The 20,591-nt window shown below is 64.6% G+C and carries 20 protein-coding genes and 1 other RNA gene; 13 read left to right on the plus strand and 8 right to left on the minus strand.

Annotated features, from left to right (window positions below):
- Positions 1-40: 40 nt before the first annotated feature.
- From CBW66_RS19290 to CBW66_RS19300, 3 genes are all read left to right on the plus strand, one after another.
- Positions 41-952: a LysR family transcriptional regulator gene (locus CBW66_RS19290; RefSeq protein ID WP_086138920.1), complete on the plus strand. Its 912-nt coding sequence runs from the start codon at positions 41-43 to the stop codon at positions 950-952.
- A gap of 90 nt (positions 953-1,042) precedes the next feature.
- On the plus strand, positions 1,043-1,873 hold the full coding sequence (lgt, locus tag CBW66_RS19295) for a prolipoprotein diacylglyceryl transferase (RefSeq protein ID WP_086138921.1): 831 nt from the start codon (positions 1,043-1,045) through the stop codon (positions 1,871-1,873).
- 166 nt (positions 1,874-2,039) lie between these two features.
- The gene (locus tag CBW66_RS19300) at positions 2,040-3,536 is read left to right on the plus strand and encodes a GGDEF domain-containing protein (protein WP_086138922.1); all 1,497 of its coding nucleotides are present in this window, start codon (positions 2,040-2,042) and stop codon (positions 3,534-3,536) included.
- On the opposite strand, the gene CBW66_RS19305 is transcribed toward CBW66_RS19300, so the two are convergent.
- The 5 genes from CBW66_RS19305 to CBW66_RS19325 form a co-directional block, all read right to left on the minus strand.
- Complete coding sequence (locus CBW66_RS19305; RefSeq protein WP_086138984.1) at positions 3,533-3,997, minus strand: EVE domain-containing protein; 465 nt, start codon at positions 3,995-3,997, stop codon at positions 3,533-3,535. The genes CBW66_RS19300 and CBW66_RS19305 overlap by 4 nt on opposite strands.
- Before the next feature lie 78 nt (positions 3,998-4,075).
- Positions 4,076-4,253: non-coding RNA, 6S RNA (gene ssrS, locus CBW66_RS19310), on the minus strand.
- A gap of 54 nt (positions 4,254-4,307) precedes the next feature.
- Positions 4,308-4,619: a cell division protein ZapA gene (locus CBW66_RS19315; RefSeq protein WP_034747344.1), complete on the minus strand. Its 312-nt coding sequence runs from the start codon at positions 4,617-4,619 to the stop codon at positions 4,308-4,310.
- A complete protein-coding gene (locus CBW66_RS19320; protein WP_086153659.1) occupies positions 4,619-4,882 on the minus strand; it encodes a DUF904 domain-containing protein in 264 nt (87 codons plus the stop codon). Before CBW66_RS19320 ends, CBW66_RS19315 begins: the two co-directional genes overlap by 1 nt.
- Before the next feature lie 167 nt (positions 4,883-5,049).
- The gene (locus CBW66_RS19325) at positions 5,050-5,793 is read right to left on the minus strand and encodes a hypothetical protein (protein ID WP_086138923.1); all 744 of its coding nucleotides are present in this window, start codon (positions 5,791-5,793) and stop codon (positions 5,050-5,052) included.
- 525 nt (positions 5,794-6,318) lie between these two features.
- Between CBW66_RS19325 and groES the strand changes: the two genes are divergently transcribed.
- The 3 genes from groES to CBW66_RS19340 all read left to right on the plus strand — a co-directional run bounded on the left by groES (position 6,319) and on the right by CBW66_RS19340 (position 9,004).
- Positions 6,319-6,609 carry a co-chaperone GroES gene (groES, locus tag CBW66_RS19330; RefSeq protein WP_010400979.1) on the plus strand — a complete coding sequence of 97 codons (291 nt, stop codon included), beginning with the start codon at positions 6,319-6,321 and terminating at the stop codon, positions 6,607-6,609.
- A 50-nt stretch (positions 6,610-6,659) separates the two neighbouring features.
- Positions 6,660-8,309: a chaperonin GroEL gene (gene groL, locus CBW66_RS19335; RefSeq protein ID WP_086138924.1), complete on the plus strand. Its 1,650-nt coding sequence runs from the start codon at positions 6,660-6,662 to the stop codon at positions 8,307-8,309.
- A 185-nt stretch (positions 8,310-8,494) separates the two neighbouring features.
- Entirely contained in the window at positions 8,495-9,004 is a 510-nt protein-coding gene (locus CBW66_RS19340) for a hypothetical protein (RefSeq protein WP_230492054.1), read from the plus strand.
- Positions 9,005-9,008: 4 nt separating this feature from the next.
- Here the strand turns inward: CBW66_RS19340 and CBW66_RS19345 are convergent, their stop codons facing one another.
- Both CBW66_RS19345 and CBW66_RS19350 read right to left on the minus strand, forming a co-directional pair.
- Positions 9,009-10,247 (minus strand): MFS transporter, encoded by a 1,239-nt coding sequence (locus CBW66_RS19345; protein WP_086138925.1) that lies wholly within the window; start codon positions 10,245-10,247, stop codon positions 9,009-9,011.
- Entirely contained in the window at positions 10,244-10,774 is a 531-nt protein-coding gene (locus CBW66_RS19350; protein ID WP_230492053.1) for a PadR family transcriptional regulator, read from the minus strand. The genes CBW66_RS19345 and CBW66_RS19350 overlap by 4 nt, the downstream gene beginning before the upstream one ends.
- 100 nt (positions 10,775-10,874) lie before the next feature.
- Between CBW66_RS19350 and CBW66_RS19355 the strand changes: the two genes are divergently transcribed.
- Both CBW66_RS19355 and CBW66_RS19360 read left to right on the plus strand, forming a co-directional pair.
- A complete protein-coding gene (locus tag CBW66_RS19355; protein ID WP_086138926.1) occupies positions 10,875-11,432 on the plus strand; it encodes a GNAT family N-acetyltransferase in 558 nt (185 codons plus the stop codon).
- A gap of 118 nt (positions 11,433-11,550) precedes the next feature.
- Positions 11,551-13,089: an oligopeptide:H+ symporter gene (locus tag CBW66_RS19360; protein ID WP_205701197.1), complete on the plus strand. Its 1,539-nt coding sequence runs from the start codon at positions 11,551-11,553 to the stop codon at positions 13,087-13,089.
- Positions 13,090-13,138: 49 nt separating this feature from the next.
- Here the strand turns inward: CBW66_RS19360 and CBW66_RS19365 are convergent, their stop codons facing one another.
- Positions 13,139-14,770 (minus strand): alpha-D-glucose phosphate-specific phosphoglucomutase, encoded by a 1,632-nt coding sequence (locus CBW66_RS19365; RefSeq protein WP_086138928.1) that lies wholly within the window; start codon positions 14,768-14,770, stop codon positions 13,139-13,141.
- Between the two features lie 168 nt (positions 14,771-14,938).
- Between CBW66_RS19365 and CBW66_RS19370 the strand changes: the two genes are divergently transcribed.
- The 5 genes from CBW66_RS19370 (at position 14,939) to CBW66_RS19390 (ending at position 20,591) form a co-directional block, all read left to right on the plus strand.
- On the plus strand, positions 14,939-15,424 hold the full coding sequence (locus CBW66_RS19370) for a sigma-70 family RNA polymerase sigma factor (RefSeq protein WP_170933047.1): 486 nt from the start codon (positions 14,939-14,941) through the stop codon (positions 15,422-15,424).
- Positions 15,425-15,432: 8 nt separating this feature from the next.
- A complete protein-coding gene (locus tag CBW66_RS19375; RefSeq protein WP_170933048.1) occupies positions 15,433-16,521 on the plus strand; it encodes a FecR domain-containing protein in 1,089 nt (362 codons plus the stop codon).
- A gap of 85 nt (positions 16,522-16,606) precedes the next feature.
- Positions 16,607-19,030, plus strand: a complete 2,424-nt coding sequence (locus CBW66_RS19380; protein ID WP_086138931.1) for a TonB-dependent receptor — start codon at positions 16,607-16,609, stop codon at positions 19,028-19,030.
- A gap of 275 nt (positions 19,031-19,305) precedes the next feature.
- Entirely contained in the window at positions 19,306-19,794 is a 489-nt protein-coding gene (locus CBW66_RS19385; RefSeq protein WP_086138932.1) for a TonB-dependent receptor plug domain-containing protein, read from the plus strand.
- A 50-nt stretch (positions 19,795-19,844) separates the two neighbouring features.
- Positions 19,845-20,591: a DUF4198 domain-containing protein gene (locus CBW66_RS19390; protein ID WP_086138933.1), complete on the plus strand. Its 747-nt coding sequence runs from the start codon at positions 19,845-19,847 to the stop codon at positions 20,589-20,591.

Raw genomic sequence — 20,591 nt, forward strand, 5'->3', positions numbered from 1 at the left:
GTTTTACATATCACAGTAATCAATCTGCATGGAAACGCATATGAACCTTGAACTGCGCCAGTTGCGCTATTTCGTCACCGTCGCCGAGGAATTGCACTTCGGCCGCGCCGCCGCGCGCCTGCACATGACGCAGCCGCCGCTGTCGCAAACCATCATGGCGCTGGAAGAGTTGCTGGGCGCAGCGCTGTTCGTGCGCACGCGCCGCGAAGTGCAGCTGACGCCGGCGGGCACGGCCCTGCTGCCCGAGGCGCGCCGGCTGCTGGCGCAGGCGCTCGATTTACCCGCGCTGGTACGACGGGCCGCGCAGGGCGAGGCGGGACGTTTGAGCCTGGCGTTTGTCTCGTCGGCCGACTACAGCGTGCTGCCGCCATTGCTGCGCGCCTACCAAACAGCCTATCCGCAAGTACAGATCGCGCTGCAGGAAGCCACCTCGGACCTGCAGCTCGATGAATTGCTGGCCGGGCGCACGGATGCGGGCCTGCTGATCCCGCCCCTGCCCGAGAAGGCCAAAGGGGAACTCGACTACCTGCCCGTGCTGGCCGAGCCGCTGGTGCTGGCCGCGCCGTCCGGCCTGGACATTTTGAATACGCCGGGGCCCGTGCGCCTGCGCGACCTGCCGCCCCTGCCCCTGATCATTTTCCCGCGCGCGATCTCGCCCGCCCTGCACGACGCCATCCTCGGCGTGTTCCGCGCGGCCGGCATCACGCCGCAGATCGGCCAGGAAGCGATCCAGATGCAAACCATCGTCAGCCTCGTCTCGGCTGGCATGGGCATCGCGCTTGTGCCACAATCGGTATCGAATCTGATGCGCCCGGGCGTAGAATACAGGCCGCTGCAGGATGCCACGCCGCTGGTGGAGACGGGCCTGGCCTGGCGCCGCGACAATCCGTCCGCCGTGCTGCAAGGTTTCCTGACGCTGTTGCGCAGGCAGATCAGCGCTGCCGCCGATTAAACGCCGATTAAATTAAGTGGCCGCTAAGGCAAAAAACCGCAAGCGCCCCCATACTACGCCACCTTGGCTTTAAACAAAGAAAGAAACCCCATGCTGATACACCCGATGCCCAACCCGATAGCCATCCAGATCGGCCCGCTTGCCGTGCACTGGTACGGCCTGATGTATGTGCTGGCTTTTGCCCTGTTCATTATTCTGGGCAGAGTGCGCATCAAGCAGCCGCATATCGCCGTGCTGGGCTGGAAGAAGGAAGACCTCGACGACATGCTGTTCTACGGCATGCTGGGCGTGGTGATCGGCGGGCGCCTGGGCGAAGTGCTGTTCTACCGTCCCGAATACTTCCTGCACAATCCGCTCGAGATCTTCATGGTCTGGCATGGCGGCATGTCCTTCCATGGCGGCTTCCTCGGCGTCATCCTGGCCATGTACCTGTGGAGCCGCAAGGCGGGCCGCAACCTGTTCGACGTGCTCGACTTCATCGCGCCGCTGGTGCCGCTCGGCTACGCGGCCGGCCGCCTGGGCAACTTCATCAACGCCGAACTGCCGGGCCGCATCGCACCGGAAACCCTGCCGTGGGCCATGCAGTGGCCGGGCATTCCGTATCCCGTGCACCCGTCGCCGATCTACCAGATGCTGGTCGACGGCATTTTGGTGTTCATCATCCTGTGGCTGTATGCGCGCAAGCAGCGTCCGCGCATGGCCGTGGGCGCCATGTTCACCCTGCTGTACGGCTGCGCCCGCTTCTTCACGGAATACTTCCGCACGCCGGACTGGGAAGTCGTGTGGCTGGGCGTGCCGATCACCTCGGGCCAGATGCTGTCGCTGCCGATGATCGTCGGCGCCATCGCGCTGCTGGTCTGGGCGTATAAAAGCCAGGTGATGGGCACGCCGCCCACCAAGGCCCGCCCGGCAAACACGTAAGCACGCGTCCCCCGGTGGCGCGCCAGGCAGGCGCGCCACGTCCCCTCCGCACCACTTCCCCCGGCGCAATAAAATTTCCTTGTGGAATAGACTTGCTGTTGACATCTGGGTATCATCGTTTTCACGTGCCGCCTGACCAGGGCATGCCACCGGGGAGTGCCTTGCCATGCCGCCTGCAGGGCGAAAACTGACATGCTCGATCACGCTGGGCGCCTGCTATGTGCTGGCCCAGCTGGCATTGACGGCCTGGGCCGGCACGCGCGCCCCCTGGGTCAGCTACGCGTTCAACATTGTCTCGCCCCTGCTGGCGCTGGCCGCCTGCTGCCGCTGCGCCTACGCCAGCGCGGCAGGCGCCGCCAGGGCAGGCTGGGCCCTGTTCGCCGTGGCCATGCTGTTCTGGAGCACGGGCATGCTACTGTCGGCCTGGCAAGACCTGAGCGGACAAGTGGCCTCCGACGCCACGTATTTTTCCGATTTCGCCTATTTCATGTATGGCGCGCCCCTGCTGCTGGCCATGTCGTCCGTGACGCACGGCCCTCCCTCGCGCACCCTGCAATGGCTCGACGCCGTGCAGGTGGCGCTGGCAGCCTACCTGGCCTACATGGCCATCTTTTCCGTGTCGCCCTTCGACCAGCGCTCCATCGCGCCGATTCCCGCCAGCCTGCTGGTGCTGACCTACAACGTGGAAAACCTGGCGCTGGCCTGCTGCGCCTCGCTGCGCCTGCTGGCGCACCGCCGCGATGGCGGGCAAGGCCGCTTTTACCTGTCGCTGACGGTGTTTTTATGGTGCTATGCCGGCTGCGCGGCCGCATATAACTATCTGACCTTGCATGGCGTGACGCAAGCGTGGAGCGAAGTGCTGCCGGGCCTGCCGTTCCTGCTGCTGGTGCTGCTGGCCACGCGCGTCCCGGCGGCGCCATCGGGGATGGCAAGGATACCGGCCCAGCGTGTCCCGCAAAAGCTGACCCTGCTGATCGACAATTTCAGTCCCATCTTCTTTACGGCCGCCTTGCTGGGCCTGGGCTTTGCCGTCATGCGCACGCACTTCTACCTGGCGGCGGCGTCGCTGTTCGTCGCGCTGCTGGTCCACGCGCTGCGCTCGGCCACCCTGCAAAGCCGCTACATGCAAAGCGAACTGGCCTTGCGCGCGGCGCATGACAAGCTGGAAAAGCTGTCGCTGACCGATGGCTTGACGGGCATCGCCAACCGCCGCTGCTTCGACCAGGCGCTGCAGCTGGAGTGGCAGCGCGCCGCGCGCAACCATCAGCCGCTGGCGCTGCTGATCATCGATATCGATTTCTTCAAAAGCCTCAACGACAGCTTCGGCCACCCGTATGGCGACGCCTGCCTGGTGCGGATCGCGGCGGCCCTGCATTCCGCGCTGCCGCGCGCCAGCGACCTGGCGGCCCGCTTCGGCGGCGAGGAGTTTGCCGCCCTCCTGCCCGCCACCGATGGCGCGGGCGCGCTGGCCGTGGCGCACAAGATGCAGGAAGCCATCGCCGCTGCCGCCATCGTCCACGCACCGTCGCGCGGCGGCTTCGTGACGGCCAGCATCGGCCTGGCACTGCATGACGCAGGACAGACGCCGGAACAATTGCTCGCCAGCGCCGACCAGGCCCTGTACCGGGCCAAGCACAACGGCCGCAACCGGGTCGAGGGCTAGCTTGCCAGCTTGCCGGTAATGGCTTTCCATTGCGCCGGCGTCACCGGCGTGATCGACAGCCGGCTGCCCTTCTTCAGCAGCAGCATGTCTTCCAGCTCCGGCATCTGGCGCATCGCGGACAGGGGCAACAGCGCCGTCTTCTTCAGGCCGCGCACGTCGACGCTGATCCAGCGCGGCTGCTCTTGCGTGGCCTTGGCATCGAAATACTTGCCGCCCTCTTCAAACTGGCTGTGATCGGGATACGCGCCGCTGGCCACTTCAGCCACGCCCGCCACGCCCGGCTGCGGGCAGCTCGAGTGATAAAACAGCACGCCGTCGCCAACCTGCATGCCGTCACGCATGAAGTTGCGCGCCTGGTAGTTGCGCACGCCGAACCAGGGCATGGTGTGCCCGGGCGCGGCCATCAGGTCGTCGATGCTCACTTCATCGGGTTCGGATTTCATCAGCCAGTATTGTTTCATGTTCATTCCCTATCAAAAGCAACAGGCGTAAAAAAACGGTTGCGCATGATGCTGCAACCGTTTTCTTTATACTGCAAATTGGGCCCCGCCTGTGCCGCTATGCCGGCATCCCGAACCAAACGGTTCAAGGTGGTCACGTTAGTTCAATTTCGGGTTCGTCGAACGAGCGACGCTCACTCCCATCAAACAAAATTCGCAACCGATGCGCATAAATGGTTCAAGGAATATATGGCAATCGCGAACACCGCAGGGTAGACCCAAGTTTACTCCTTTGATCGCGCATCGCAAAGACAAATCGTCGCGTACGCGCTTAAAAAAGGTTCTCCTGGGGCGTCAGGGCACTGTCCAATACGGTGTGCATGGCCGATATTTTCTGCTTCACTTCCAGGATCGTCAATTCCGACAACGGCCCCTGCGGCGACTTCACGGAAAGGAATTCCGCGGCCACGCCCAGGGCGGCCAGCACGGCGATGCGGTCGTTGCCCTTGACCTTGCCCGCGTCGCGGATGGCTTTCATTTTGCTATCGAGATAGATCGCCGCTTCGCGCAGCGCGCGCTCTTCGCCGTCGCGGCACACCATGCTGTAGGACTGGCCCATGATATTGACATCGACACGCGGCATTACGCTTCCTTCTCGTTCTCGGCAAGATAGGCACCCGCTTCCGAGGCGGCTTGCTCCAGGCCGGCTTGCACCAGTTCGGGAATTTTTTCCAGCAAGGCCTCGACCCGCTCCTGCGCCTCGCGCATGCGCTGCACATACAGGGCGTTCTCGGCGGCCAGCGCGGCATTGTCCTTGCGCAGTTGCGCGTTTTCACGACGCAGCGCATGGGTCATTTCGGCCAGCAGGCCTATTTTGTCGGATAATTCGTTGAATTCGRAAATCATCCCGCCACTATAGGGCGGACGCTCCATGGGCGTCAATCGAATCACGCCGCTGTCACACATATTTACATCAATGCAGGTCAGTTGCCGTGAAATACACGCTTTTTCCGGCGCTTTTCGCCATCTGCACGCATCGTCCGCGCTGCCGCGGACGCCGTCCGCGCGCAGGCTTACTCGTCGACGTAATCAGGCTCGATATCGAGTGCGCCATAACGGTTTTCACAGGAACGGCGGCGCAATTCCTGCTTGCCACCCTTGCCGTCGAGCACCATCGTCAAGTCGCGGCAGGTGCGGTAACTACCCGGCTTGGCGTCCGTCCCTGACGGCGTCAAGGTCACGACCAGCGCTTGCGCATTGCCCAGTCCCTTGTTGCTCCACTGGCGACTCTTGCCATCCTCTTCATCTTTCAAGGTGCGCACGGCGGCCGTCAGCAAGGATTTCTGTTCCTTCGCATTCAGCTTGGCGATGGTCACGTCGGACAGGAAGGGCGGATACACGACGGGCGCCGGGTCCTTGCCCTGCACATCCCAGCGTCCGCTGTTCTGCGAGCAGGTGCGGCGGCTCAGGTCCTGCGACTTGCCGGCCGCCGTGACGACAAATTTCAGGTCGCGGCAGACATGCGCCTTCAGGCTGTGTTCCGTCATGCCGGAGTTGCTGAAGTTATACGTGACCTTCACCCGCGCGCCGCTGTCGCCGCCGTTGTCCCACACGTGGGCTTCCTGGTCGTCGTCATCCTTGTTCAAGTCGTTGAACAGCTCGTTGAGCAGCCTTTCCTTTTCCAGCGGCGTCAGGGTCGCCACGGTGATCTCGTCGAGAATGGTGGGCGTTTGCGCGGCGGCATTGCCCAGGCAGGCGAGGCCGACGATGGCGGCACCGAGCAGGCGCAGGGCGGGACGGGAAAGAGTCGATGGCATGGTGTGCTTTCTGGTACAGGGGGAATATTGATACGCAATTGCAATCATCTTATCAAAGTCCATAGCAAAACTCTGTTTCCTGTGCGTACAGGAACGCCGTTCGCCTGACGGGCATGCTAGAGTCGCGCCTGTTGCTGACGCCCGCGAACGAGGCTTGCGTTTGCGCAAACCCTGCGTCAATGCAGGCTGCGCAGAACGTTGATGCTGATCTTCCCGGAGAATAAGCCCTTGAATAAGCCCCCTACCGTCCCTATAATTAGCACTCGTTAGTAGAGAGTGCTAACAAACTCTTTCGTAGCAATCCTCAAGACATGATGGTGTCTGCCGGGCAACAGCAGGGAACGCTACGCGGCGGGCGACGCCGCGATGCCACCACTGCCCAGCGCCGGCATGCACACGATGCCATGGGGTTTGCTTGACCGTTGCGGGCTGCTTTCAACGGCGGTCACTGAAAGCACGCCTGGCGCTGTGCCAGGCATGTATTCATTTAGCAACACCTATCCATTGAACTTTAAGGAGTTTTGTATGAATCTGCGCCCATTGAACGATCGCGTCATCGTCAAACGCCTCGACCAGGAAACCAAAACTGCGTCCGGCCTCATCATTCCTGATGCAGCTGCTGAAAAACCGGATCAAGGCGAAGTCCTTGCCGTAGGCAATGGCAAGATTCTCGACGACGGCAAAGTCCGTCCTCTGGATGTCAAAGTGGGCGACCGCGTCCTGTTCGGCAAGTACGCCGGCCAAACCGTCAAAGTTGACGGCGATGAGCTGCTGGTCATGCGCGAAGAAGACATCATGGCGATCGTCGTCAAGTAATTGTTTCCACGTTGTAGACAGATACATCCCGAAACTCAGGAGAATTGAACATGGCAGCTAAAGAAGTAGTATTCGGCGACGCAGCGCGCGCCAAGATGGTCGAAGGCGTCAACATCCTCGCCAACGCAGTCAAAGTCACCTTGGGCCCGAAAGGCCGCAACGTGGTGCTGGAGCGCTCGTTCGGCGCCCCTACCGTCACCAAGGATGGTGTGTCGGTAGCGAAAGAAGTTGAACTCAAAGACAAGCTCATGAACATGGGCGCGCAAATGGTCAAGGAAGTTGCTTCCCGCACCAGCGACAACGCCGGCGACGGCACCACCACCGCGACCGTGCTGGCACAAGCCATCGTGCGCGAAGGCATGAAGTTCGTTGCCGCCGGCATGAACCCGATGGACCTGAAGCGCGGTATCGACAAGGCCGTTGCGGCGACCGTCGAAGAACTGGCGAAAATCGCCCGTCCTTGCACCACCACCAAGGAAATCGCCCAAGTCGGTTCGATCTCGGCCAACTCCGATGCATCGATCGGCGAGCGCATCGCTGAAGCGATGGAAAAAGTCGGCAAGGAAGGCGTCATCACCGTGGAAGACGGCAAGTCGCTGAACGACGAGCTGGACATCGTTGAAGGCATGCAGTTCGACCGCGGCTACCTGTCGCCATACTTCATCAACAACCCGGAAAAGCAAGTTGCCGTCCTGGACAGCCCATTCGTCCTGCTGTGCGACAAGAAAATCTCGAACATCCGTGACCTGCTGCCGGTACTGGAACAAGTCGCGAAAGCTGGCCGTCCACTGCTGATCATCGCCGAAGACATCGAAGGCGAAGCGCTGGCCACCCTGGTGGTGAACAACATCCGCGGCATCCTGAAAACCTGCGCAGTGAAAGCCCCTGGCTTCGGCGACCGCCGCAAGGCCATGCTGGAAGACATCGCCATCCTGACCGGCGGCCAGGTGATCGCCGAAGAAGTCGGCCTGACCCTGGAAAAAGTGACGCTGGCCGAACTGGGCCAGGCGAAACGCATCGAAGTGGGCAAGGAAAACACCATCGTCATCGATGGCGCCGGCGAAGCCGCCTCGATCGAAGCCCGCGTGAAACAAGTGCGCGTACAGATCGAAGAAGCGACCTCGGACTACGACCGTGAAAAACTGCAAGAGCGCGTGGCCAAACTGGCTGGCGGCGTTGCCGTGATCAAGGTTGGCGCAGCCACCGAAGTCGAAATGAAAGAGAAAAAAGCCCGCGTTGAAGATGCACTGCACGCGACCCGCGCTGCCGTGGAAGAAGGCATCGTGCCAGGCGGCGGCGTCGCTCTGCTGCGCGCACGCGCCAACATCGCGATCAAGGGCGACAATGCTGATCAAGACGCTGGTATCAAGATCGTCCTGCGCGCAATGGAAGAGCCACTGCGCATGATCGTGCAAAACGCCGGCGAAGAAGCTTCGGTCGTCGTGGCAGCCGTTCTGGCTGGCGCGGGCAACTACGGCTACAACGCTGCCAACGGCACGTATGGCGACATGGTGGAAATGGGCGTCCTGGACCCAGCCAAGGTGACCCGTTCGGCGCTGCAAAACGCCGCTTCGATCGCTTCGCTGATGCTGACGACCGACTGCATGGTCTGCGAAATCGCTGACGACAAGGCAGCCGGCGGCATGGGCGGCGGCATGGGTGGTATGGGCGGCATGGGCGGCATGGACGGCATGATGTAATGTCCGCGGCCGCGCGCGCAGGCGACGGCGCGCGCAGCCGCACACGCCGGGACAGGACAGGCAGACCAAAAGCTGCCTGCGCCTGCCCGGCAGCCCCGAGAGCCATCTTCTACGGAAGGTGGCTTTTTTTTCGCCTTGCTTTTTAGAAATTTCAACGATTGCCCGCCTGCACGTTTTGCTTTAGCATGGCCGCCATCGTTCCTCTTTCTCACGCCACCATCATGCCGCCACGCGCCTCTTCTTCCAAAACCACCATCATCGCCGGCATCCTGGCCGGCTTGCTGGCCGCCGGACTCGGCGCTTTCTACCTGCACCAGCAGTCCGCGCCGCATCCCGGCAACGTCCCGGCCGCGAGCAGCCCGGCGGCGCCAGAACAGAGCGCGCGCGCCGTCGATGCGCTGATGGCTTTGCCGGAAATCAAGGCCTGGTCGGCGCATATCGAAAAGGCTTCGGGCGGCCGCGCCCATGGCGCCGTGATGGAAACCTCGCCCGACGTGCGCCTCATCGATGGCAAGCCCTACTATGACCTGAACTTTGTGGAAAACACGCCGGACGCGGCGCACCGCTGGGAGAGTTTCGTCGTCTCCCAGGATGGCGAGCGCATCCTCGTCGACGACGTCGTCAGCGGTGAGCTGATCAGCCTGGAACAATGGCGCAAGGACAATGCGCCCATGCAGCGCATCGCCACCCAGTAATCCCCTACGCCGGCGCCCCCTGCCGCGCCGCGCCGCCCACGCGCGCCACCCACCACACCGTCCACAGCGACAAGCCCGCCGCCAGCCAGCCATTGATGCCATAGCCGCTGATGTGCCCGGCCGCGTCCGTCTGCAGGGTCAGGCCGCCCAGCCAGGCGCCCAGGCCGCTGCCTAAGCTTTGCAAGGCCGAATTGGCGCTGAGGAAAGCACCGCGCTTGTGCGGTTCCGGGATGGTCGTCAGCAGCGCCTGCAGCGGCACCATGCGGCCCGACACCAAGGCCATAAAGAAGGGAAACGCCAGCATCAGCCCCAGCAGCGGCAGCTGGGGCAAGTGCGTCATGAACAGCAGCGGCGCAATCGACAGCAGGGAGACCCAGCGGTACACCTGCTGCTTGCCGGCCCGGTCCGCCCAGCGGCCGATCAGGCGCGCCGTGAAGATCGTGGCGCAGCCGCCTGCCAGGTAAACCCAGGTGACGTCGGCCGGCGCCAGCCCCATATTGCCCACCAGCACGGGCGAAATGAAGGGAATGACCAGCATGCCGGCCGTCATGTTGACAATCGACAAGGAGAACGCTTTCAGGTGGCGCCGCTCGCGGAACAGCGCCAGCAGGTTCGGCAGCACCTGGCGCAGCGGCGTGGCAGCGGCGCCCATGTGCGCCGTCAGCGACGGCAGCACGCGCGCCGCGCCCAGCCAGACCAGCAGCGACAGCACGACCAGCAGGAAAAACGGCGAAGCCCAGCCAAAGTGCGCAGCCAGCACCACGCCGATGGGCACGCCGCCCACGGCCGCCATGGCAAATGAGGTCATGACGATGCCGGTGGCCGCGCCGCGCCGCTCGGAAGGAATCACGTCGCCGATGATGGCCATGACCATGGCGCCCAGCACGCCACCCGTCAGCCCCGCAAACGCGCGCGACCACAGCAGCACATGGAAGTTCGGCGCCAGCGCGCAAGCCAGGTTCGACAGGGTGAACAGGCAAAACATGGTCAGCAGCAGCTTCTTGCGGTCGAAGCGGTCGATATACGTGGCCGCCAGCAAGCCGGACAGCCCCGCGCACCAGGCATAGGCGGAAACGGCGCCCGAGACGGCGGCCGGGCCGATGTGGAAAGCCTGCATCAGCTGGGGCGCCAGCGGCATCATCACCATGAAATCCATGATGACGGTAAATTGCGTCAGCGCAAGCAGCCACAGCATCGCGCGCTCGCGCGCCGCGGTCAGCACGGGAACAGGCGCGGCCGTCATGCCAGCGCCTCGACAGCGCTGCGGGCCTGGCGCAGGATGGCGCGGATGGCGTCCAGGCGCACGGCATCCGCATCGCCCGCGCGCCCGCGCGCCAGCACGGCCGCCTTCAGTTCGTGCATCAGGTGGCGCAAATCGTCGTCCGCGCCGGCCGGCGCATCGACCCTGGCGGCAATCGCGTCGACATAGGCGCGGTTCGCCGCCAGGAAAGCCAGTCCCTCGGGCGTGATGCTGTGCAGCTTCTTGTTGCCATCGAGACTGACGGCCACGTAACCGTGTCCCACTAGGCCGTGCATGAGCGGATAGATGGCGCCGGGACTCGGCGCATATGCGCCGCCGGCACGCTGTTCGATGGCCTTGATGATGTCGTAGCCGTGGCGCGGCTTGTCGGCGATCAATTGCAGCACCAGATAGCGCAAGGTGCCCGCGTCAAACATTTTCGGCCCGCGGGCAACAGGGCTGCCGGGCGCATCGCCCTGGCTGTGGGCTGTCGCGCGCACGGGGTGCATCCCGCGCAGAAGATGGAACATGATGATTCCTTAAGATATATCGCAATAAGATATATCTTATGTCCGAAGTCATTGCAACGCAAGGTTTACTTTCTGGCATCGAAGCCCGATACTCGCCCACATGCCCGCCACCACCGTCCGCCCCCTCATGCCAGACGACGCCAGCGGCTACCGCGCGCTGCGCCTGGCCGGCATCGCCGAGCTGCCCGCCGCCTTCTGCACCACGTACGCGGCGGAGAGCGGCTTGCCGCTGGCACGGATAGCCGAGCGCTTGCGCGCCACTCCTTGCCAAATAATATTTGGCGCTTTCGACGGGGAACAATTGATCGGCATTGCCGGCCTGCGCCGCGAACTGATCGCCGTCGTGCATGACAAGGCCAGCCTGTGGGGCGTGTACGTGGCGCCGCAGGCGCGCGGGCGCGGCGCGGCACGGCAACTCGTGCAGGCCGCCCTCGCCCATGCCTGCGCCATTCCCGAACTGGGCCGCGTGCGCCTGGCCGTGGCGCAGGACAACCACGCGGCATTGACCTTGTACCTGGGCTGCGGCTTTACCCTGGCGGACGGCCCCGCATCGGACGGCATGCTGCAACTGCAGCTGTCGCTGCCGCGCCCGGCCCGTGCAAGTGCCGAAAGTAATGTCTTTATGAAAATCAATACCTTACAAATCCCTGCGAAATAGCGGACAGGCCGTTTTTTCTGTTGCAAGCAAACGCGGCAGGCCTTAGCATCGCGGCTTACAAAAAAAACTTGGGGGAGAGCCAATGTCATCGGCCGAGACACACACCGCCACGGGCAAAATGCCGCGGCAAATACCGTACATCATCGCCAACGAAGGCTGCGAACGCTTCAGCTTTTATGGCATGCGCAACATCCTGACGCCATTCCTCATCAGCACACTGCTGCTGATGATCCCGATCGACCAGCGCACGGGCGAAGCCAAGCACGTGTTCCACACCTTCGTCATCGGCGTGTATTTCTTCCCGCTGCTGGGCGGCTGGCTGGCCGACCGCTTCTTCGGCAAGTACAACACCATCTTCTGGCTCAGCCTCGTGTATTGCGCGGGCCATGCCTGCCTGGCCCTGTTTGAAAACAGCGTCAACGGCTTCTATTTCGGCCTGTTCCTGATCGCCTTCGGTTCCGGCGGCATCAAGCCGCTCGTCGCCTCGTTCGTCGGCGATCAGTTCGACCAGACCAACAAGCACAAGGCCAAGCTGGTGTTCGACCTGTTCTACTGGATCATCAACTTCGGCTCCTTCTTCGCCTCGCTGCTGATGCCGATGTTCCTGCGCGACTTCGGCCCGTCGATCGCCTTCGGCATCCCCGGCCTGATGATGCTGGCCGCCACCATCGTCTTCTGGATGGGCGCCAAGAAATACGTGCACGTGCCGCCAGCGCCGCCGAATCCCGATTCGTTCACCCGCGTGGCCCGCACGGCCCTGCTGGCGCGCGTCGACGGCGGTTCGCGTCCCGGCCTGTACGTCGCCTACGTCGGCGTGATCGGCGCCCTGTATGCGTTCTACAGCATTCCCGAATGGGGCTTCGTGATTTCCGCGTGTACGGCGCTGGTCTTGCTGCTGGCCTTCGGCAGCATCGGCACGGCCATGCAGCTGGAACGCGCGCGCGGCATCCACCCGGACGAAGCCGTCGAAGGCGTGCGCGCCGTGCTGCGCATCCTCGTCATCTTCGCCCTCGTCACGCCGTTCTTCTCGCTGTTCGACCAGAAGGCCTCGACCTGGATCGTGCAGGCGAACACCATGGAAAAACCGAGCTGGTTCCTGCCGGCGCAGATGCAGGCGCTGAACCCGATGCTGGTGATGCTCTTGATCCCGTTCAACAACCTGGTGCTGTACCCGATGCTGAACCGCTTCGGCCTGGAAGCGACGGCCCTGCGCCGCATGACGGCCGGCATCGGTTTTTCCTCGCTGGCGTGGATCGTCATCGGCCTGCTGCAGCTGGCCCTCGACAGCGGCAATGCCGTCTCCATCATGTGGCAGATCCTGCCGTATGCGCTGCTGACCTTCGGCGAAGTGCTGGTCTCGGCCACGGGCCTGGAGTTTGCGTACAGCCAGGCGCCCGTGTCGATGAAGGGCGCCATCATGAGCTTCTGGAATCTGTCGACCACGGTGGGCAACCTGTGGGTGCTGATCGTCAACCGCAGCGTCATGAACGAAGGCGTGATCGGCAAGATCGCCGAGAGCGGCATCAGCGTGACGGCCTTCCAGATGTTCTTCTTCGCCGCCTTTGCCGCCGTGGCCATGCTGGCTTTCGGCCTGTATGCGAAGCGCTACAAGATGGTCGACAACTACCGCCAGACGGCCATCCCGGCAAAAGCATGATGCCGGTTTGATCTGACGTAAAAAGGGCGCCCGACAGCGCCCTTTTTTGTTACGTCGTCACCGTCGGCGCATCGCGCCCCGTGCGCGCGCGGATCTGCGCCACTTGCTCGGCCACGGCGATCAATCCCGCCAGCGCCTGCTGGGTCGGGATGGCGTGCTGCGTCGGATCGGCCTCATAGCGCTCCAGGTACAAACGCAGGGTGGCGCCCTCGGTGCCCGTGCCGGACAGGCGCAGCACGATGCGCGCGCCGTCCGTCATGATGATGCGGATGCCCTGCTGCGTGGCCACCGAGCCGTCGACGGGATCGGTGTAGCTGAAATCGTCCGCCAGCGCCACCGTGCAGCCCTCGAACTGCTGGCCCGGCAAGGCGGCCAGCTGGCTCCGCACGGCGTCCATCAGCTGCTGCGCGCCGGCACTGTCGATGTCTTCATAGTCGTGGCGCGAATAGTAGTTGCGGCCATAGGTTGCCCAGTGCGCGCGCACGATGTCTTCCACCGATTGTTTTTTCTCCGCCAGCAGGTTGAGCCAGAACAGCACGGCCCACAGGCCGTCCTTTTCGCGCACGTGGTTCGAGCCGGTGCCGTAGCTTTCCTCGCCGCACAGGGTGGCCATGCCCGCGTCGAGCAGGGTGCCGAAGAATTTCCAGCCTGTCGGCGTCTCGTGGCACGGGATGCCCAGCGCGGCTGCGACCCGGTCGGCCGCGCCCGACGTCGGCATCGAGCGGGCGATGCCCTTCAAGCCGCCGCGGTAGCCGGGCGCCACGCTGGCGTTGGCCGCCAGGATGGCCAGGCTGTCCGACGGCGTGACGTCGAAGCGCCGGCCGACGATCATGTTGCGGTCGCCGTCGCCGTCCGAGGCGGCGCCAAAATCAGGGGCATCATCGGCCGCCATGACGGCGATCAATTCCTGCGCATTGACGGGATTCGGGTCGGGATGGCCGCCGCCGAAGTCTTCCAGCGGCACGCCGTTGATGACGCTGCCCTTGGCCGCGCCCAGCATGCCTTCCAGGATGGCCGTCGCATACGGGCCGGAAACGGCATGCATGCCGTCAAAGCAGATGCGCAGGCCGCCCGCGAACAGGGCGCGGATCGCGTCGAAGTCGAACAGCTGCTGCATCAGTTCAGCGTAATCGAGAACGGGATCGATCACTTCGACCGTCATCTGCTCGATGCGCACGGTGCCCAAGGCGTCGAGGTCGATGTCGGCCGCGTCGCTGATGCGGTATTCGGTGATGGTTTGCGTACGGGCGTAGATGGCTTCGGTGACCTTTTCGGGCGCCGGGCCGCCATTGGAGATGTTGTACTTGATGCCGAAATCGCCATCGGGGCCGCCCGGATTATGGCTGGCCGACAGGATGATGCCGCCGCTGGCGCCATGCTTGCGGATCACGCAGCTGACGGCCGGCGTCGACAGGATGCCGCCCTGTCCCAGCAGCACGCGCGCGTAGCCGTGCGCGGCCGCCATGCGCAGCACCGTCTGGATGGCCGCGCGGTTGTAGTAACGCCCGTCGCCACCCAGCACCAGGGTCTGGCCGCGGCAGTCGCCGAGCGTGTCGAACACGCTTTGCACGAAGTTTTCCAGGTATTGCGGGGCGCTGAAGACCGCCACCTTCTTGCGCAAGCCCGAGGTGCCGGGCCGCTGGCCGGCTGCCGGCGCCGTGTTGATAATTTGAATCGCCATGTTATCTCCCTGTTAACTTCCCATGTTATCCGATGCCGGCCGCCGGGCAAAGCGTTGTACGCCTGCCACGGTGCGGCAAGCCGCTTAACGCCGTATCCCGGCATATCGTATAATGAGAATCATTCTCATATGCGGCATTCCTGGCTGCGGACTCATACATCGGACGCCGTGGTTGCACGCTATTACCAAGAACTGTTGAACTTTTGCTGGCGCAGCTTGCGCAACCGCGAGGCTGCCTTGGACTTGGTGCAGGAAAGCTACGCGCGCGTGCTGGGCGAACAGGCCGTGCGCGAACCGCGCGCGCTGCTGTACCGCACGGCGCGCAACCTGATGATCGACCAGCACCGCCGCGCCGCCCTGCGCCAGCACGAGGAACTTGACGCCCTGCCGGAAGCGGCGCATCCGGCAGGGCCGCTGCATTTGCAGCCGGAACAGGCGTTCGAAAGCAGCCAGGACTGGCAAGCCTGCGTGGCCGCCATCGACGCCTTGCCGCCCCGCTGCCGCGATGCCTTCGTGCTGCACGTGTTCGAGGAATTGCCGCACGCGCAGATCGCCGCGCGCATGGGCATATCCGTGAGCATGGTGGAAAAGCATATCGCGCGCGGCATGCTCAGTTGCCAGGCACAGTTGCATTCTTTGCGCAAAGCCACATAATGGCGCCCATGACCGCCCGCCCGCCCCGCCATGATGTCGGCTCCTCCGCCCAGGACGAGGCGGACTCGCGCGAACACGCCGCTTTTGCCGCCACACAAGACCCGGTAGCGCTCGCGGCGGCCCACTGGTTCAGCCGGCGCGGCCAGCCGGATGGCCAGGCCGAGTTTGCCGCCTGGCTGGCGGCCGATGCGCGTCACGCCCAAGCGTATGCGCAGCTCAAGGACACGCACCGCGCCGTGCGCCGGATTCCCGCGCACGTCGCCGCGCGCTGGACGGTGCCCCAGGCTTCCCCTGCGCCAGTGTTCGCTCCTCGCCGGCACTGGCTGCGCAGCCTGCCGTATGCGGCCGCCGCCATGCTGCTGCTCGGCGTGGGCGCGGGCGGCTACCAGTGGTGGCAGCAACCCACTTTCAGCCAGTCGTACGCCACGGCGCGCGGCCAGCGCCTGGCCGTCGCCCTGCCCGACGGCAGCAAGCTGCAGCTCGACACGGCCACGCAGCTGCACGTCACCGTGTACCGCCAGCGCCGCGAAGTGCGCCTGGCGCAGGGTGCAGCGCTGTTCCAGGTGCAAGCGAAGCAAGGACAGGCGTTCGACGTGCTCAGCGGTCCTTTGACGGTCACGGTGGTGGGCACGCAGTTTTCCGTGCGCAACACCCTGACCCAGGACGGCCAGCTGCGCGTGGCCGTGCAGCATGGCCACGTGCGCGTGGCGGGCGCGCGGCAAGATCGGGTCGACCTGACGGCCGGCCAGGGCGTCACGGCCGACGCCGGCGGCCGCCTGTCGGCCGTCGCCAGCCTGGCCCCCGGCAGCGTGGCGCCGTGGCGCGACGGCAGGATCACCTTCGACAACGTCCCGCTGGGCGCCGCGCTGGCCGAATTCGAGCGCTATGGCGACACGGGCCTGCTCGTGCGTGATCCGGCCGTGGCGCGCCTGCGCATCGGCGGCAGCTTCAGCCTGACCCAGCTCGACCGCTTCGCCGCCGCCCTGCCCCAGCTGCTGCCCGTGCAGATCGTGCACAGCGGCAGCGCCAACGAGATCCGCATGGCGGCAAACATGCCTACGCAGGCGCCCGCCATGCATCTGCAACAAAATAAATGAAAATAAATCGCATCCGCAGGTGAGGGTTTTATCTGCCGCCGCGTCTACCAGGTGAATCGACAACAAATAACCTGGAGAGTGCTGCATGTGGTCCCCCCGCTTCAATCTGCAACCCGCCCCCCTCGCCCTGGCCGCCATGCTGGCCCTGGGCACGTTCAACGTGGCGCAGGCGCAAGCCGTGCCCACCGTGAAACTGGCCATCGCCGCCCAGCCGCTGGGGCAAGCCCTGAATGAACTGGCGCGGCAAGCCAATCTGCAACTGCTGTTTTCGCCCGACCTGGTGGCCGGCAAGACGGCGCCCGCCATCAACGCCACCTTGAGCGTGCGCGACAGCCTCGATCGTCTGCTGGCCGGCAGCGGGCTGCAGGCGTCGATCGACGGCAATGCCGTCATCATCAAGGCGGCGCCCAAGGCCACGGGCGAAACGGCGATGCTGTCGGAAATCACCGTGACGGCCAATGGCGAACGCACGGCCACCAGCGAAGGCACGGGCGCCTACACGACGCGCGCCGTGACCCTGGCGGGCGCGGAACGCTCGCTGCGCGACACGCCGCAATCGGTGTCCGTCGTCACGCGCCAGCAGATGGATGACAAGAATCTGTTCACCTTGGACCAGGTGCTGGAACAAAGCACGGGCCTGACGCGCATGAACCGCAGCTTCGGCTCGCATGAATTCCTGTCGCGCGGCAATGCCCTGTCTTACCTGATCGATGGCATGCCCGGCATTTCCGACAATGCCACGGGCTGGCTGATCCCCGACATGGCCGTGTATGACCGCGTGGAAATCCTGCGCGGTTCGGCCGGCCTGATCGTCGGCGCCGGCACGCCGGGCGGCGTGGCCAACCTGGTGCGCAAGCGCCCGCGCGCCGAAGCGCACGCGGATGTGACGGCCACCGTGGGCAGCTGGAAGCAGCGCCGCATCGAACTCGACGCAGGCGCGCCGCTGAACGCGGCCGGCACGGTGCGCGGACGCGCGCTGGTCGCCTATGAAGACCGCGATTATTTCTATGACGCGGCGCACAGCCGCATGCCCCTGTTTTACGGCATCGTCGAGGCGGACCTCGACGCCGCCACCACCGTGCGCGTCGGCGCGCGCCGCCAGCACACGGTGACGGACGGCTACTGGCTGTTCGGCCTGCCCCGCTACAGCGACGGCGCGACCTTGCCGGTGCGGCGCTCGACCTCGCTGGCGCAAGACTGGAACCGCCACGACGCCACCATCGGCGAACTGTTCGCCGATCTCGAGCACCGTTTTGGCGGCGACTGGAAGGCCAAGGTCGCCATCAACCGCACCATGGGCGCATTCGACCAGCAGGCGGCCATCGTGCGCGGCAGCATAGCTCCCGCCACGCAGCAAGGGGCGCGCCTGTACACGGTCAATTACCGCAAGCAGGATATCGTCAGCACGGGCCTGGACGCCAACGTCGGCGGCAGCTTCCAGGCCTGGGGCGGCAGGCATGAGGTACTGCTGGGCATGAATGCCTCGCGCGCCGTGACCGACGATCACGCGGCCTCGGCCTCGCCCGGCCTGCCCTTCGACGTCTTCCATCCGAACAATACGCTGCTTGCCCGTCCCCCGCATCCGGCCTGGGACTCGCTGCCGCACCTGAACGAGCAGCACTACGGCGCCTACGCCAGCACGCGCTGGGAACTGCGCCCGGACCTGCACCTGCTGCTGGGCGGCCGCCTGAGCTGGTTCGACAAGCAGACCACGGGCAAGCTGGCGACCGACCCTGTCAGCCGCTACAAGGAAAGCCGCGAATTCACGCCGTACGCGGGCCTGGTGCTCGACCTCGACAAGCGCTGGTCCGTATACGGCAGCTACGCCAGCATCTTCCAGCCGCAAAGCCTGTACTACACCCTGGGCGGACAACCGTTGAAACCGGTGGTGGGCGATACCTATGAAGCGGGCGTGAAGGGCGAGCTGTACGACGGCCGCCTGAACGTGGCGCTGGCCGCCTTCCGCATCGACAAGCGCGACACGGCCGTGTACGACGAGGCCAGCAACGACGATTGCCTGAAGTGGGACGTGACGGGCAGCTGCTACCGCAATGGCCGCCCCATCCGCAGCACGGGCATCGACGCGGACGCCAGCGGCGAAGTGCTGCCGGGCTGGCAGCTGTCGTCCGGCTACACCTACAATATCGCGCGCGGCGAAGGCGACGAAACGCCGCCCACCGTCACGCCCAAGCACATGCTGCGCGTATCGACCAGCTACCGCCTGCCCGGCGCGTGGAACCACTGGACCATCGGCGGCGGCGTCTCGGCGCAAAGCGGCTATGTCTACCGGGCCGATGACAATCCCGACGTGCGTTTCCGCAACGGCGGGCGCACGCTCTGGGATGCACGCGCCGCGTACATCTTCAACCGCCACTGGAGCGCCAGCCTCAGTATCGCCAACCTGACGGACAAGACCTACTGGGCCGCCACGGGCGAATTGCGCCGTGGTAATTACTTCGGCGAACCGCGCAACATCATCCTCACCGTGCGCTACACGCCGGCGCTGTAAGCACCCGCGCAGCCAGCATCGCGCGCCACGGCCGCCGCCAGTACCGGGGCGGCCGCGCGTGTTTACAACATCGCACTCTTGCATGTCTCACAACTGCGCACTATAATAAGAATAGTTCTCATTCACATTTGGACTCGCCAGAGTCTGCACGCAGTCGCCTGACTGCCATATGGCTGGATGACACGCTGCGCCAGCCAGGCAACACCGCCAAGCAAGCCTCCCCTACCAAAAACGCCCGCCGTGCGACGGCGGGCAGACGAGAAGAAGGATGTTTCATGGCGCGAGCAGTTTCGCTGGCCGGCATGGTGGCCAGCCCGTTTTCCCCAACCGTTGGCAATACCGCCCTGCGTCCGCTGGCCGCCGCCGAGCAGGCGGCATTGCTGGCGGCGGCGCTGGGCGCAGGCACGGCCCTGGCCGCCGATACGAGCGCCAAGCCGGAGGAAGCCACCCTGAGCGAAATCAAGGTGCCGGGCCAGCAAGACCAGGCCTCGACGGAGCACACGGGCTCCTACACCACCAGACAGATGGCCACGGGCACGCGCATGGGCCTGTCGATGCGCGAAACGCCGCAATCGATCTCCGTGGTGACGCGCCAGCGCATGGACGACATGGGCTTGAACAGCCTGGCCGAGGTGCTGGTGCAGTCGACGGGCGTGACGGTGCAGGAAAACGATAGCGAACGCACGAGTTTTTCAGCGCGCGGCTTTTCCATCGGCAATTACCAGATCGACGGCGTGGCGCTGAACCTGCGCTACCAGTACTGATGCACCGCCGGCCGCTTTTTCCACTCATATAACAAGATAAGGGATACACCATGCACATCACTTCCATCGCGCGCCCCGGCGCCCTCGCCACCGCCCTGCTGGGCGCGGCCCTCGCCTGCGGCAGCGCCAGCGCGCACCAGATCTGGCTGCAGCAGGACGGCAAGGCGGCCAGCGTGTACTTCGGCGAATTCGGCGACAACCTGCGCGAAGCGTCGCCCGGCCTGCTGGACAAGTTCAGCATCAAGAACGTGACGTGGCTGTCAGCCAAGGGCGCGCAGCCGCTGCAGGCGAGCAAGACGGCCGGCGCTTTCCTCCTGAATGGCAAGGTGGGCGCCGGCGAAAGCATCATCGTCGAGGAAAACGCCTACCCGTCGTGGGAAGAGAAAAAGGATGGCAAGACCACGCGCACCGTGTGGGTGCCGGCCGCGCGCCTGATCGCCGACGGCAAGGCGCAAGCACCCGCGCTGACCCTCGACCTGGTGCCGACCGGTACGCCGGGCCAGTTCCAGGTCAGCTACCAGGGCAAGCCGCTGGCGCAGGCCAAGGTCAACGCCGTGGTGCAGTCGGGCTGGGGCAAGGAAGCGTGGAGCGATGCGCAAGGCCTGGTCAGCTTCGCGCTGCCATGGAAAGGCACGTATGTGCTGGAAGTGCAGCACACGGACAAGACGGCCGGACAGCGCGGCGCGCAAGCGTATGACAAGGCCATGTTCGTGACCACCCTGAGCCTGGTGCAGCCGCAAGGCGTGGCGCCGCTGCCTGCCGGCCCGGCCCTGCCACCCAGCAAGGATCACGACTGA

It is taken from the genome of Janthinobacterium sp. GW456P (genome assembly GCF_002127655.1).
In the GTDB taxonomy this organism is placed as follows: Bacteria; Pseudomonadota; Gammaproteobacteria; order Burkholderiales; family Burkholderiaceae_D; genus Janthinobacterium.

Coding starts and splice junctions, on each gene's coding strand:
- CBW66_RS19345 (WP_086138925.1), bottom strand. CDS start 10,247: ATGACGGCCGCGCCTGTTCCCGTGCTGACCGCGGCGCGCGAGCGCGCG.
- CBW66_RS19375 (WP_170933048.1), top strand. CDS start 15,433: ATGACCGCCCGCCCGCCCCGCCATGATGTCGGCTCCTCCGCCCAGGAC.
- CBW66_RS19390 (WP_086138933.1), top strand. CDS start 19,845: ATGCACATCACTTCCATCGCGCGCCCCGGCGCCCTCGCCACCGCCCTG.
- CBW66_RS19360 (WP_205701197.1), top strand. CDS start 11,551: ATGCCGCGGCAAATACCGTACATCATCGCCAACGAAGGCTGCGAACGC.
- CBW66_RS19355 (WP_086138926.1), top strand. CDS start 10,875: ATGCCCGCCACCACCGTCCGCCCCCTCATGCCAGACGACGCCAGCGGC.
- groL (WP_086138924.1), top strand. CDS start 6,660: ATGGCAGCTAAAGAAGTAGTATTCGGCGACGCAGCGCGCGCCAAGATG.
- CBW66_RS19305 (WP_086138984.1), bottom strand. CDS start 3,997: ATGAAACAATACTGGCTGATGAAATCCGAACCCGATGAAGTGAGCATC.
- CBW66_RS19350 (WP_230492053.1), bottom strand. CDS start 10,774: ATGTTCCATCTTCTGCGCGGGATGCACCCCGTGCGCGCGACAGCCCAC.
- CBW66_RS19300 (WP_086138922.1), top strand. CDS start 2,040: ATGCCGCCTGCAGGGCGAAAACTGACATGCTCGATCACGCTGGGCGCC.
- CBW66_RS19325 (WP_086138923.1), bottom strand. CDS start 5,793: ATGCCATCGACTCTTTCCCGTCCCGCCCTGCGCCTGCTCGGTGCCGCC.
- CBW66_RS19340 (WP_230492054.1), top strand. CDS start 8,495: ATGGCCGCCATCGTTCCTCTTTCTCACGCCACCATCATGCCGCCACGC.
- CBW66_RS19315 (WP_034747344.1), bottom strand. CDS start 4,619: ATGCCGCGTGTCGATGTCAATATCATGGGCCAGTCCTACAGCATGGTG.
- CBW66_RS19365 (WP_086138928.1), bottom strand. CDS start 14,770: ATGGCGATTCAAATTATCAACACGGCGCCGGCAGCCGGCCAGCGGCCC.
- CBW66_RS19380 (WP_086138931.1), top strand. CDS start 16,607: ATGTGGTCCCCCCGCTTCAATCTGCAACCCGCCCCCCTCGCCCTGGCC.
- lgt (WP_086138921.1), top strand. CDS start 1,043: ATGCTGATACACCCGATGCCCAACCCGATAGCCATCCAGATCGGCCCG.
- CBW66_RS19290 (WP_086138920.1), top strand. CDS start 41: ATGAACCTTGAACTGCGCCAGTTGCGCTATTTCGTCACCGTCGCCGAG.
- CBW66_RS19385 (WP_086138932.1), top strand. CDS start 19,306: ATGGCGCGAGCAGTTTCGCTGGCCGGCATGGTGGCCAGCCCGTTTTCC.
- groES (WP_010400979.1), top strand. CDS start 6,319: ATGAATCTGCGCCCATTGAACGATCGCGTCATCGTCAAACGCCTCGAC.